This is a genomic window from Caldimonas tepidiphila (genome assembly GCF_003569765.1).
GTDB classification, from domain to species: Bacteria; Pseudomonadota; Gammaproteobacteria; order Burkholderiales; family Burkholderiaceae_C; genus Caldimonas; species Caldimonas tepidiphila.
In genome coordinates, this window is sequence record NZ_QXMG01000110.1 from 1 (window position 1) to 11,252 (window position 11,252).

The following is an 11,252-nucleotide window of genomic DNA, read 5'->3' on the forward strand; positions in this document are numbered from 1 at the left end:
GTGTTCCTCAGCAACACCAACCACGAGGAGAACCAGCCCGCGCACCTCACGCTCAAGGACGCGTCGGTGCCAGTGAACGTCAACCTCGCGCAGTACGCCGGCCCCGAGAGCCGCTACTGCCCCGCGGGCGTGTACGAGTTATGCGTGCACTGCAAGACCTGCGACATCAAGGACCCCACGCAGAACATCGTCTGGGTCACGCCCGAGGGCGGCGGCGGGCCGAACTACGTCGGCATGTGAGCGCTCCCGCTGTCGCCCGCGCCTGCTTTCAGGGCCGGCTCAGCGCGCCGTGAGCGCCGGCAGCCAGGTCGACAGCTGCGGCACCATGCAGATCAACGCCAGCGTCGCGAGCACCGCGACGAGGAAGGGCGCCGTGGCGCGGAACAGCGGGCCCATGGGAATGTCGGCCTGCACCATCGCGACGTAGAGCCCCGGGCCCACCGGCGGCGTCACGAGGCCGATCACGGTGGCGACCGTGCAGATCACGCCGAACTGGATCGGGTCGATCCCGAGCGCCGTCACGGCCGGCATCAGGATAGGCACCACGACGATCAGCACGCTGATGCTCTCGAGGAACATGCCGAGCACCAGCATCACGACGGTCACGAGCAGCAGGAAGAGCGTCGGCGAGGTCGTCAGGCCCGAGATCAGCTCCACCAGCCGGTCGGGCACGCCCTCGAAGGCCAGCACCCAGCTGAAGACGGACGCCGCCGCGATCAGCCCGGTGATCGTCGCGGTGTGCAGCGCCACCGAATGCAGGATGCCGGGCAGGTCGCGCAGCTTCAGCTCGCGGTAGGCGAAGCCAAGCACCAGCGCGATCATCGACGCGACCGCGCCGGACTCGGTGGGCGTCATCGCGCCGGCCATGATGCCGACGATCACGACCAGCGGGATCAGGCCGGCGGCCAGACCTCGCACCACCACCGGCCAGGAGTCGCGCCAGCGGATCGACTCGCCCTTGGGCAGGCTGCCGCCGAGCAGGCCGTAGCCGAAGATCATCAGCGCGATCACGCCCACGATCAGCACGCCGGGGATGATGCCGGCGATGAACAGCGGCGCGATCGGCTGCACCGCCACGACGCCATAGATGATCATCAGCATCGAGGGCGGGATGATGGGGCCGAGCAGGCCGGCCGACACGGTGACCGCGCCGGAGAAGGCCTTGTCGTAGCCGCGGCGCTCCATCTCGGGGATCATCACCTTGCTCATGACGCCGATCTGCGCGACCGCCGAGCCGAGGATGGAGGCGGCCATCGCGTTGGTGATGAGGTTCGCGTAGGCAAGGCCTCCGCGCAGGCCGCCGACCAGCACCTCGGCCACCGCGATCAGGCGCTGCGTCAGGCCGCCCTTGTTCATGATCTCGCCGACGAGCATGAACAGGGGGATCGCCAACAGCCCGTTGATCTCGAGCGCGCCGTAGAACTGGATCGGGATCGAGTCGTAGAGCGTGCCGAGGTCGCTGGCCGCCATGAAGACGATCGCGCCGGCGAGGATCGCGGCGAAGACCGGGAAGCCGCCGAGCAGCAGGCCGAGGAAGAGGACGAGCGTGATCATGCGCGGGCCCCTTTCAGCGCCGCCGCCTCGCGCAGCAGCCAGGCGAACTGGTGGAAGGCCATGGCAAGCACCGTGGCCGGCAGCACCGCGTAGTTGTACCAGCGCGGCAGCTGCGTCGTGGCGCTCATCTCCAGGCGCGCCTCGGGACGCTGGACCCACTCCCAGCCGAGCCAGGCCAGGAAGCCCAGCAGGCCGAGGAAGAGCAGGCCGAGGACCAGCGACAGCACGCGCTGCCCCTTCGGGGGCAGCAGCCGCGACAGCAGGTCGATCTTGATCAGCGCGTCGCCGCGCACCAGCAGCGACAGGCCGATGAGCGTCATGAAGACGAGCAGCTGCACCGCCACCTCCTCGGCCCAGAACAGCGGCGCGCTGAAGAAGTAGCGGAGGATCACCTGCGCCATCATGATGCCGGTGAGCACGGCGGTGAGCGCGATGGCGAGCCATCGCTCGACGAAGGCCACCCCCTGGTCGGCGGCCTGGATGAAGTTGTACAGCGGCATGCGCGGGCCTCGCTGGAACGCAAAGAGGCCCGCTGCGGGGCGGGCCGTGTTTCGGAAAGGACGCGGGCAGGCACCGACGGCCCGCCCGGGTTGGCCGCCCCTGCCGCTTGCGCGGCGGCGGCCGTGAAGGTCGATCAGAGGCCGGTCGCCTGCTTCTGGAAGTCGGCGATCAGCAGGTTCTTCGCGGCGTACTTCGCGCGGATCGTCTCGCCCACCTTGCGGAAGCCCGCGAGGTCGGCCTCGATCACCTTGGCGCCGTCGGCCTGGGCCTTGGCCAGGTTGGACACGTCGGCCTGCGCCGCCTGCTTGTAGCCCCAGGCCGCGGCGTCGGCGACGACCTTGCGGATCGTCGCGCGCTCGGCCTCGCTGCGGGCGTCCCAGTACTTCTTCGACACGACGATCGCCGCCGGGAAGGCCATGTGGTGGGTCAGCGTGAGGTTCGGGGCCTGCTGGTGGAACTTGAGGCCCACGAGCGCATCGAGGTCCACGTCCACCGCGTCGAGCAGCTTGGTGGTCAGCGACGGGGCCACCTCCGACAGCGGCAGCGCGGTGGGCGCGGCGCCGAGCGCGTTCCACCAGTCGTTGTAGATCGGGCTCGGGAAGGAGCGCACCTTCTTGTTCTGCAGGTCCTGCGGGCCCTTGACCGGCTGCAGCGACAGCACGTGGCGCATGCCGGCGAAGGCGTAGCCGAGGCCGACCATGCCGTGCGACTCCAGGCGCTTGAGCATCTCCTGCGCGGCCGGCGTCGAGGCGGCGCGCGAGGCGTGCTCGACGTCGCGGAACACGTAGGGCAGCGACCAGCCGAGGAAGGACTCCTCGCGGTTGGAGAGGCCGCCCACCGTGAACACGCCGAAGTGCAGCGCGCCCGACTGCATCAGGTTGATCATCTGCGCCTCGTTGCCGAGCTTCTGCAGCGGGCTGACGGCGACCTTCATCTTGCCGCCCGAGGCGGTGCCGAGGTCGGCCGCGATCTTCTCCGAGACCTGGTGCCAGACGTGGCTCGGCGGCACGATGTGGCCGAGCTTGAGGCTCTGCGCCTGGGCCGCGACGGCGGTCGCGCTCAGCGCGACGGCGGCGAGGGCGACCTGGGCGGTCTTGAGGATGCGGGTGCTCATGGAATGTCTCCTTCGTTTCGGGATCGGGGCAGTCGCTGGCCGGGTCTCAGCGGGGTGCGTCGGGCTGCATGGCCGGAGCCGCACGCCGGAAGGCGTCGATCCCGGCGCAGGCGGCATCGACCGCGAGGATATGGGGGTAGGGCGCGAGATCGACCTGGAAGCGCCGTGCGCTCTCGACCTGCGGCACGAGGTAGACCTCGGCCAGGCCCGGCGCGCCGCCGAAGCAGAAGTCGCCGCGCGTGGCGTCTTCAGCGAGCATCGCCTCGAGCGCGTCGAAGCCGGCGCGGATCCAGGTCGCGCACCAGGCGTTCACAGCCGCTTCGCCGGCGCCGAAGTCCTTGCGCAGGGCCTCGAGGATGCGGCGGTTGTTGACCGGGTGGATGTCGCAGCCGACGATCGCCGCCATCGCGCGCACGCGGGCACGGTCCTCGGGGTTCGAGGGCAGCAGCGCGGGCGCGGGGTGGCGCTCCTCGAGCCACTCGATGATCGCGGGCGACTGGATCAGCGTGAGGTCGCCGTCCACCAGCGCCGGCACCAGCGCCTGCGGGTTGATCGCCCGGAAGGCCGTGCCAAGGTGCTCCTCGGTGCGCAGGTCCACCGGCACGTACTCGTACGCGATGCCCTTGAGGTTGAGCGCGATGCGCAGGCGGTGCGAGGTGCCGCTGCGGAAGAAGTTGTAGAGCTTCACGGAAAGGTTCCTGTTCACCGGGCGGGACTTCGGCGGCGCGGGATCACTCCGCGGGGCCGACGGTCAGCGCGATCTCGCCCACGCCCTCGACGCGGCCGGTGATGCGGTCGCCCGCCACCACGGCGCCCACGCCCTCGGGCGTGCCGGTGTAGATCAGGTCGCCCGGCTGCAGGTGGTAGTACAGCGACAGGTCCGCGACGATCTCGCGGATGTTCCAGATCAGCTTGTCCACGTTCGAGGACTGCCTGGTCTCGCCGTTGACGGCCAGCTCGATCGCGCCGCGCTCGATCACGACGCCCTCCATCGGCACGACCTCGCTGCAGACGGCGGACTGCTCGACGTCCTTGCCGGTGTCCCAGGGGCGGCCCTTGTCGCGCGCGACGAGCTGCAGGTCGCGGCGCGTCATGTCCAGGCCGCAGGCGTAGCCGTAGACGTGCTCGTGGGCCTGCTCGGCCGGGATGCGGAAACCGGCCTTGCCGATCACCAGCACCAGCTCCATCTCGTAGTGGTAGTTCTTCGTCTCGGGCGGATAGGCCACGGTCGCGCCGCTCTCCACCAGCGCCTGCGGCGACTTGGTGAAGTAGAAGGCGCGCTCGGCCGACTTGTCCACCGGGCGGCCCATCTCGACCGCGTGCGCGTGGTAGTTGCGGCCCACGCAGAAGATGCGGTTGATCGGCAGGCGCTCGGCCTTGCCGCGCACGGGCAGCGAGGGGGGGGCGGGCGGATTCCAGAGGTAGGTCATCATGGCAAGGTCTTGCAGGTTCGAGGAATGGCGGCGCGGGACAGCCCGCAGGCTGTCCCGTCGCAGGGTTTCTTTCGGCCGAGCGGCTTCAGCCACGGTTCTCGTACACGCCGAGCTTCCGGTGCAGCGGGCTCTCGTCGGCGATGAAGACGAAGCTCGGCGCGTCGGCCCGGCGGTTCGTCAGGGTCACCGCGGTGTAGCCCGGCGCGCAGCAGGTGTCGGCCTCGGCGAGCGCGAAGCGCTGCTCGCCGATCTGCGCGTCGGCGCCGCCCTCGACGACGTGGAAAACCATCGCCGGCGAGCGCGCCGGCAGGCGCAGCGTCTGGCCCGGGCGCAGCATCAGCGCGTAGAAGCCGAGGATGTTCTCGGCGTCCGAGCCGGTCTCCGGGTTGACGTAGGCGAGCTGCACCGCCTCGAGCCCCGGCTGGTCGGCCGCGAGCGACTCGAGCGCCGCGCGCGCCTCGGCCCAGGGGTAGCGCAGCATCGGGTAGGCCTTGTCCGAGCGCTCGAACACCGGCGTCGGGCGCAGCCCGCCGCGGGCATAGGCCTTGGCGCCCTCGCCGGGCCTGGCGGCCTGGCTCGGGCCTTCCAGGTGGTAGCTCGCCTCGATGTAGTAGACCAGCGGCAGGTCCAGCACGTCGAGCCAGACCACCGGGCCGTCCCCATCGTGGCCGTGCTCGTGCCACAGGCCGGTGGGCGTGAGGATCAGGTCGCCGCGGCGCATCGGGCACTTCTCGCCGCCCACCAGCGTCCAGGCGCCCTCGCCCTCCACCACCATGCGCACCGCATTCGGGGTGTGGCGGTGCGCCGGCGCCAGCTCGCCGGGCAGCAGCAGCTGCATGCCGAGGTACATCGCCGCGCTGGCCTGCATCTTCTCCAGGCCGTGGCCCGGGTTGGCCAGCACCAGCACGCGGCGCTCGGCCTTCTCGATCGGCGTGAGCTCGCCGGCTTTCAGGAGCAGCGGCTTGAGCGACCGGTAGGGCCAGCAGGTGGCGCGGGTCTGGCGGGTCGGCACGTCGGGCGGCAGCACGGCGCGCAGGCTCGGCCACAGCGGCACCAGGTTCTGTGCTTTCAGCTCGTCGCGATAGTCCTGCGGCAGGTCTTCCAGCCGGCCCAGCTGGTCAAAGCGGCCTTCTTGCATGTCGGTGTCTTCCGGTGAGGGTGAAGGGGGAGGCCGGGGATCAGTCGCGGGCCAGGCAGTTCTCGACGTTCCAGCCGTAGAGCCACTCCATCGCGTCGTAGAAGCGCTCCTGCGAGCGGCCCATCCACAGCGAGTTGCGCACCAGGCGCTCGACGCCGGCGGCGTGATAGATGCGGCCCATCTCGCGGCCGGAGAGCACGATGCGCGCAGTGCGGGCGACGCGGGAGCGCTGGTACAGCGCCAGCGCCTTGTCCCAGTCGTTGCCGTTGAGGCGCAGCGCCTCGCCCAGCGTCACTGCGTCCTCCATCGCCATGCAGGCGCCCTGGGCCATGTACTGCGTGGTCGGGTGGGCGGCATCGCCCAGGATCGTTGCGCGGCCGAACACCCAGGTGCCGATCGGCTCCTTGTCGGCGGTGGCCCAGCGCTTCCAGGTCTTGGGCAGCTCGATGAGCTGGCGCGCCTTCGGGCTGATGCCCTGGAAGTAGCTCTCGACCTCCTCCTTGCTGCCCTCGGTGACGCCCCACTCCTCGGCCTTGCGGCTGTGGAAGGTCACGACGATGTTGTACTGCTCGCCGCCGCGCAGCGGGTAGTGCACCAGATGGCACTTCGGGCCGGCCCACAGGCTCGCCGCGTTCCACTGCAGGTCCTGCGGGAACTCGCTCTTGTCCACCACCGCGCGGTAGACCACGTGGCCGGTCACGCGCGGCGGATCGTTCACGTACTGGGCGCGCACCACCGAGCGCACGCCGTCGGCGCCGATCAGGGCCTGGCCCGTCCAGCGCTTGCCGTTTTGGTCGATGGCGGTGACGGTGCGGGCGGCCTCGTCCTGCTCGACCTTCACCAGGCGGGTGTTGGTGTGGAACTCGACCCGGCCGGTCTCCTGGGCGCCTTCCAGCAGCGACAGGTGTACGTCGACGCGGTGGATCACCGCGTAGGGGTTGCCGAAGCGCTTGCGGAAGGCCTCGCCGGTCTCGATGCGGCCGACCAGCGACTCGTCGATCGCGTCGTGCATCACCATGCAGTCGGTGTAGACGGCGCGGCCGCGGGCCTTCTCGCCGACGCCGAGCGCATCGAAGGCATGGAAGGCGTTGGGACCGAGTTGGATGCCGGCGCCAATCTCGCCGATCTCCGGGGCCTGCTCCAGCACCTGGACCTTGAAGCCCTGGCGCACCAGGGCGAGGGCGGCGGCCAGGCCGCCGATGCCGCCACCGGCGACGATCACGGGCAGGTCTTGGTTCATGGGCTCGATCCTTTCTGCTAGCTCGATGGGGGGCCTCGGTGGCCGGTTCTTGCTGAGGGGCCCGAGCGCGAGAGGCGCGGCGCAGGCCGATGTCTCCAGACTTTTTCCCGGGCGCCGTCGCGGCGCCAGGAACGGATCCCGACTTGTTGACGCCGCTCATGACGGGCCGACAGGGAATGTGGTGGAACGAACTGTAGACAGCACCGAAGATCAGAACCAGACGAGAATTCGAATCCTTTTCATTTGAGAATCGAATAGTCCGCCGCCATGAACCTGACCGAGATGCGTCTGCTCAGCGTCTTCGACGAGATCCACAAGACCCGCTCGGTGAGCCGTGCTGCGGAGGCGCTCGGGCTGGGTCAGCCGGCGGTGAGCATCGCGCTGGCGAAGCTGCGTGAGCACTTCGGGGACCCGCTGTTCGTGCGCACCTCCGCGGGCATGGAGCCGACGCGGCTCGGCGAGGAGCTGGCCGGGCCGATGCGCGAGGCGCGCAGTGCGCTGGAGCGGGCGCTCGGTCACCGCAGCGGCTTCGAGCCGCTTGCGTCGCAGCGCACCTTCCGGATCTGCATGACGGACATCAGCCAGCTCGTGCTGCTGCCGCGGCTGTGGGCGCGGCTGCACGCGACGGCCCCGGGCATCCGCATCGACATCGAGCCCCTGTCGGAGGATTCCGGCCGCATGCTCGAGGGCGGGGAGGCCGACCTGGCGCTCGGCTTCATGCCGCAGCTCGAGGCGGGCTTCTACCAGCAGGCACTGTTCCGCCAGCACTATGTCTGCATGGCGAGCGACGATCACCCGCGCATCCGCGACACGCTGACGCTGGCGCAGTTCGAGAGCGAGGAGCATGCGGTGGTGACGAGCTCGGGCACCGGCCACCTGATTGTCGACCGCGAGCTGGCGCGCCAGCGCATCGCGCGCCGTGTCGCGCTGCGCATCCCGAACTTCCTCGGCGCCGCCTTCGTGCTCGAGCACACCGAGCTGCTGCTGACGATCCCCCAGCGCCTCGGCGAGGTGCTGCAGGGCCGCGGCCGCTTCCGCGTCTTCCCGGTGCCCTTCGCACTGCCCGACTACGCGGTCAAGCAGCACTGGCACGAGCGATTCCACCGCGATCCCGGCAACCGCTGGCTGCGCGGTCTGATCTCGGACCTGCTCAGTGAGCCTGTCGATGCGGGGTCAGCAAGCGCCGACTTGGCATTGGAGAACGCGGCGATCAAGGACGTGCTGGCAAAAAAGTTGTGACGCCGCCTGCGAAGCGGCAGGTGGTGCAGCTCCTGGTGAGCGAGCACCGGCTGCCGATCGCCTCGCCGGGGGGCACGAGGTCCGCCGGCGAGGAGCCGACGCCGTGCAAGAGCAGCACCAGTTGCGTCGCGTTCCGGGGACGGGCGACGACGAGGGAAGCCTCATGCATGTCCGGCCTCCTCCACGTCGAGCGGCACATGCCGGCCGAACACGTACGACTCCATCGCCAGCACGCCATGGCGGATGCCGCCGTCCAGCACCGTCGCGGGCGTCGGCGTCGCGGCTGCGCCGGCGGCAACGAGCAGGGGCAGGAAGTGCTCCGTCGTCGGATGGGCGCGTGCCGCGTGCGGTGCGCGCTGCAGCGCCTGCACCAGGCGCTCCGTGTCGCCGTCCAGGACCGCTTGCCGGATCCAGGCGGAGAACTCGGCGGCATAGGCCTCCTCCTGCGCCTGCCCCATCCGGAACTCGTACAAGTTGTGCGTGAGGCTGCCCGAGCCGACGATCAATACGTACTCTTCGGCCAGCGGCGCCAGCGCACGGCCCAATTCGAAGGCCTTCGCCTCGTCCATGTCGAACGGGATGGAGGCCTGCACGACGGGCACGTCCGCATCCGGGTACAGGTACAGCAGCGGCACCCAGGCGCCATGGTCCAGGCCGCGCCGCTCCTCCAGCGAGGCGGCGATGCCGCGCGAGTGCAGCAGCTGCGCGGCGCGTGCCCCCAGTTCCGGAGCGCCGGGCGCCGGGTACTGGATGGCATAGAGCGCGCGCGGGAAGCCGCCGAAATCGTGGATGGTCTCCGGGCGGGCCGTGGCCGTGATCTCCACGCCGCGCGTCATCCAGTGCGGCGACACGATCAGGACGGCCCTGGGTTTTCCGAGCGCCTTGCCGAGGGCGCGCAGTTGCGCTCCGGCCAGACCGGGTTCGATCGCGAAGGTGGGCGCACCATGCGACACGAAAATGGACGGCAGCGTGTTCATGCGATGCTCCTTGCAGTTTGCTGTCAGGCTGGGCGGTGGCTGAGTACCCGGTCCAGCGAAGCGCGGCCGGCCCCCGAGAACACCAGCGCCACCGTGATCGCGAGCAAGGCCAGCGCGAACTCGTAGCCGTTGTTCGCCACGAAAAGACCCTTGTCGATGTGCACGCTGAAGATCGCGATGACCATGGCCAGCGCAAGGGTCGCAGCCGCAGGTCGCACCAGCAGGCCGGCGATCAGTGCGAAACCGCCGAGGAACTCGGCCGCGCCGGCCAGCAGGGCCATCAGGTAGCCGGGCGCCAGTCCGATGGAGGCCATCCACTGACCGGTGCCCTCCAGGCCGTAGCCGCCGAACCAGCCGAACAGTTTCTGTGCGCCATGTGCGGCAAAGATGATGCCCACAGGCAGGCGCAAGGCCAGGGTGCCCCAGCCAGCATCGGTCGCCAGCAGGCGCCGGGCGAAGGAATGGATGTTGCTCACGGTCTTGCCTTTCAGTTCTTGCGGATCCAGGTCGGCGCGATACCCGTGCCGAGGTCGGTGCCGTAGCCGACATGGAGGTCGCCCACGCCGCGCAGTCCCCCTGCCGCCTTCGAGTACGGAGTCGCGACGACGATGGCGTCGGGGTCGTCCGCTGCTCCGGCCGCAAGGACCGCCTTCGCGCCGTGCTGCTGTGCAAGAGCCTGGGCCTTGGCGGTGTCACGGGCCGTGACGGCGACCTGATGGCCAGCGGCGGCGAGTTGCTTGACGAAGCCAGAGCCCTGTTGCCGGCGCCGATGACGAGAACCTTCATGCCGTATCCCTTCCAAGGTGGTTTGCTGATCCCGCATCGCGGGGACAGACTCACTGTATTGATTCATAAGAAAAGCATAAAGTGTCCATCAGTAGATGATCTGTTCATTAAAAAGGAACAATGGACAAGTACCAGGAAATGCGTGTCTTCGCTTCCGTGGTCGATGCCGGCAGCTTCGTGGCTGCGGCGGACACCTTGGGGCTCTCGAAGGCGGCCGTCTCGCGCTACGTATCCGACCTGGAGCAGCGGCTGGGAGCCAGGCTGATGCAGCGCACGACGCGCAAGCTCTCGCTGACACAGGAGGGCGAGGTGTTCCTCGCCCGCTGCCGAGAGATTCTGACCAGCATCGAGGCGTCGGAGGCCGAGATCTCCACCCGAAGCGATACGGCGAGCGGACTGCTGAAGCTCAGCGTGCCGGTCAGCTTCGGGATCGAGCACTTGGCCCCCTTGTGGAGCGAGTTCCTCGAGGCGCATCCACGCGTGTCCCTCGATGTGCAACTGGCCGACCGCGTCATCGACCTGGTCGACGAGGGCTTCGATCTCGCCGTCCGCATTGCCCGCCTGCCGGATTCGTCGCTGGTGTCGCGCAAGCTCGCTTCAACGCGCCTGGTGCTGTGCGCCTCGCCGCAATACCTGAGAGCCCGGGGCGCTCCGCAGCACCCCAGCGAGCTTGCACAGCACGACGTGCTCGGCTACAGCCTCCTGTCGATTGGGGACCAGTGGCAGTTCTCCGGCCCCGAGGGGCCGGTGACGGTCAAGGTCCAGCCCCGACTGTGGACGAACAATGGGGACACGTGCGTCGCCGCTGCCGTACGCGGAACCGGCCTCGTGCTGCAGCCGACCTTCCTGATCGCGTCCGAGCTTGCCTCGGGGCAGCTCGTCGAGGTGCTCCCGCAGTACCGCTCGATCGAACTGGGCATCTACGCGGTGTACCCCACCCGCAAGTTCGTCTTGCCAAAGGTCCGTGCGCTGTTGGAGTTCCTGTCCGCGAAGCTCGCCGATGCAGATTGGCTGAAGCTGGATTGACTGGAAAGGAGGCCCAGCGTCGTCGCTACGGGGATCAGTCGTGCAGGAGGTCCTTGATCAGCGAGCGCATGAGGGGCATGGCGGGCGCCTCGGACCGGTGCGCGAGCGTCACCCAGCCGAAGCGGGCGGTGCCGGCGAGCGCCGGCTTCAGCGTCAGCTCGACGAGGTCGGGCGCCGCGGCGCGAATGGCCAGCAGCACCGCGTCGCTGTGCCGCACGACCTCCACGAGGCTCGGCACCTCCTC

13 protein-coding genes and 1 pseudogene are annotated in these 11,252 nt (G+C 69.4%); 3 read left to right on the forward strand and 11 right to left on the reverse strand.

Annotation, left to right across the window (positions count from 1 at the left end; all coding sequences use genetic code 11):
* Positions 1–240 (forward strand): 4Fe-4S dicluster domain-containing protein (locus D3A59_RS24190; RefSeq protein ID WP_170162392.1); only part of this gene is annotated, 240 nt, incomplete at its 5' end.
* 39 nt (positions 241–279) lie between these two features.
* Here the strand turns inward: D3A59_RS24190 and D3A59_RS24195 are convergent.
* From D3A59_RS24195 to D3A59_RS24225, 7 genes are all read right to left on the reverse strand, one after another.
* On the reverse strand, positions 280–1,554 hold the full coding sequence (locus tag D3A59_RS24195; protein WP_119157877.1) for a TRAP transporter large permease: 1,275 nt from the start codon (positions 1,552–1,554) through the stop codon (positions 280–282).
* A complete protein-coding gene (locus D3A59_RS24200) occupies positions 1,551–2,054 on the reverse strand; it encodes a TRAP transporter small permease (protein WP_119157878.1) in 504 nt (167 codons plus the stop codon). Before D3A59_RS24200 ends, D3A59_RS24195 begins: the two co-directional genes overlap by 4 nt.
* Positions 2,055–2,188: 134 nt before the next feature.
* Complete coding sequence (locus D3A59_RS24205) at positions 2,189–3,169, reverse strand: TRAP transporter substrate-binding protein (protein WP_119157879.1); 981 nt, start codon at positions 3,167–3,169, stop codon at positions 2,189–2,191.
* A 46-nt stretch (positions 3,170–3,215) separates the two neighbouring features.
* Positions 3,216–3,857: a maleylacetoacetate isomerase gene (maiA, locus tag D3A59_RS24210; protein WP_119157880.1), complete on the reverse strand. Its 642-nt coding sequence runs from the start codon at positions 3,855–3,857 to the stop codon at positions 3,216–3,218.
* A 43-nt stretch (positions 3,858–3,900) separates the two neighbouring features.
* On the reverse strand, positions 3,901–4,602 hold the full coding sequence (locus tag D3A59_RS24215) for a fumarylacetoacetate hydrolase family protein (protein ID WP_119157881.1): 702 nt from the start codon (positions 4,600–4,602) through the stop codon (positions 3,901–3,903).
* Between the two features lie 85 nt (positions 4,603–4,687).
* A complete protein-coding gene (locus D3A59_RS24220; RefSeq protein WP_119157882.1) occupies positions 4,688–5,740 on the reverse strand; it encodes a cupin domain-containing protein in 1,053 nt (350 codons plus the stop codon).
* A 40-nt stretch (positions 5,741–5,780) separates the two neighbouring features.
* Positions 5,781–6,980 carry a 3-hydroxybenzoate 6-monooxygenase gene (locus D3A59_RS24225; RefSeq protein WP_119157883.1) on the reverse strand — a complete coding sequence of 400 codons (1,200 nt, stop codon included), beginning with the start codon at positions 6,978–6,980 and terminating at the stop codon, positions 5,781–5,783.
* 267 nt (positions 6,981–7,247) lie between these two features.
* Between D3A59_RS24225 and D3A59_RS24230 the strand changes: the two genes are divergently transcribed.
* A complete protein-coding gene (locus D3A59_RS24230) occupies positions 7,248–8,219 on the forward strand; it encodes a LysR family transcriptional regulator (protein WP_119157884.1) in 972 nt (323 codons plus the stop codon).
* Between the two features lie 161 nt (positions 8,220–8,380).
* Here D3A59_RS24230 and D3A59_RS24235 read toward each other — a convergent pair whose 3' ends face one another.
* From D3A59_RS24235 to D3A59_RS24245, 3 genes are read right to left on the reverse strand one after another with little or no spacing between them, the layout of a single operon-like run.
* On the reverse strand, positions 8,381–9,196 hold the full coding sequence (locus D3A59_RS24235; protein ID WP_119157885.1) for a DODA-type extradiol aromatic ring-opening family dioxygenase: 816 nt from the start codon (positions 9,194–9,196) through the stop codon (positions 8,381–8,383).
* A 23-nt stretch (positions 9,197–9,219) separates the two neighbouring features.
* Complete coding sequence (locus D3A59_RS24240) at positions 9,220–9,672, reverse strand: DoxX family protein (RefSeq protein WP_205665267.1); 453 nt, start codon at positions 9,670–9,672, stop codon at positions 9,220–9,222.
* An 11-nt stretch (positions 9,673–9,683) separates the two neighbouring features.
* The gene (locus D3A59_RS24245; RefSeq protein ID WP_240636199.1) at positions 9,684–10,049 is read right to left on the reverse strand and encodes an NAD(P)-binding domain-containing protein; all 366 of its coding nucleotides are present in this window, start codon (positions 10,047–10,049) and stop codon (positions 9,684–9,686) included.
* Positions 10,050–10,102: 53 nt separating this feature from the next.
* On the opposite strand from D3A59_RS24245, the gene D3A59_RS24250 reads away from it, so the two are divergent.
* A complete protein-coding gene (locus D3A59_RS24250; RefSeq protein WP_119157886.1) occupies positions 10,103–11,008 on the forward strand; it encodes a LysR family transcriptional regulator in 906 nt (301 codons plus the stop codon).
* Positions 11,009–11,042: 34 nt separating this feature from the next.
* On the opposite strand, the pseudogene D3A59_RS24255 reads toward D3A59_RS24250, so the two are convergent.
* Positions 11,043–11,252: pseudogene (locus tag D3A59_RS24255) on the reverse strand (LysR family transcriptional regulator); the annotation flags it as partial.

Bases quoted from the DNA above. Each gene is read 5' to 3' on its own strand.
- D3A59_RS24225 (WP_119157883.1), bottom strand. From the start codon at position 6,980: ATGAACCAAGACCTGCCCGTGATCGTCGCCGGTGGCGGCATCGGCGGC.
- D3A59_RS24205 (WP_119157879.1), bottom strand. From the start codon at position 3,169: ATGAGCACCCGCATCCTCAAGACCGCCCAGGTCGCCCTCGCCGCCGTC.
- D3A59_RS24250 (WP_119157886.1), top strand. From the start codon at position 10,103: ATGGACAAGTACCAGGAAATGCGTGTCTTCGCTTCCGTGGTCGATGCC.
- D3A59_RS24200 (WP_119157878.1), bottom strand. From the start codon at position 2,054: ATGCCGCTGTACAACTTCATCCAGGCCGCCGACCAGGGGGTGGCCTTC.
- D3A59_RS24235 (WP_119157885.1), bottom strand. From the start codon at position 9,196: ATGAACACGCTGCCGTCCATTTTCGTGTCGCATGGTGCGCCCACCTTC.
- D3A59_RS24215 (WP_119157881.1), bottom strand. From the start codon at position 4,602: ATGATGACCTACCTCTGGAATCCGCCCGCCCCCCCCTCGCTGCCCGTG.
- D3A59_RS24195 (WP_119157877.1), bottom strand. From the start codon at position 1,554: ATGATCACGCTCGTCCTCTTCCTCGGCCTGCTGCTCGGCGGCTTCCCG.
- D3A59_RS24245 (WP_240636199.1), bottom strand. From the start codon at position 10,049: ATGAATCAATACAGTGAGTCTGTCCCCGCGATGCGGGATCAGCAAACC.
- D3A59_RS24230 (WP_119157884.1), top strand. From the start codon at position 7,248: ATGAACCTGACCGAGATGCGTCTGCTCAGCGTCTTCGACGAGATCCAC.
- D3A59_RS24220 (WP_119157882.1), bottom strand. From the start codon at position 5,740: ATGCAAGAAGGCCGCTTTGACCAGCTGGGCCGGCTGGAAGACCTGCCG.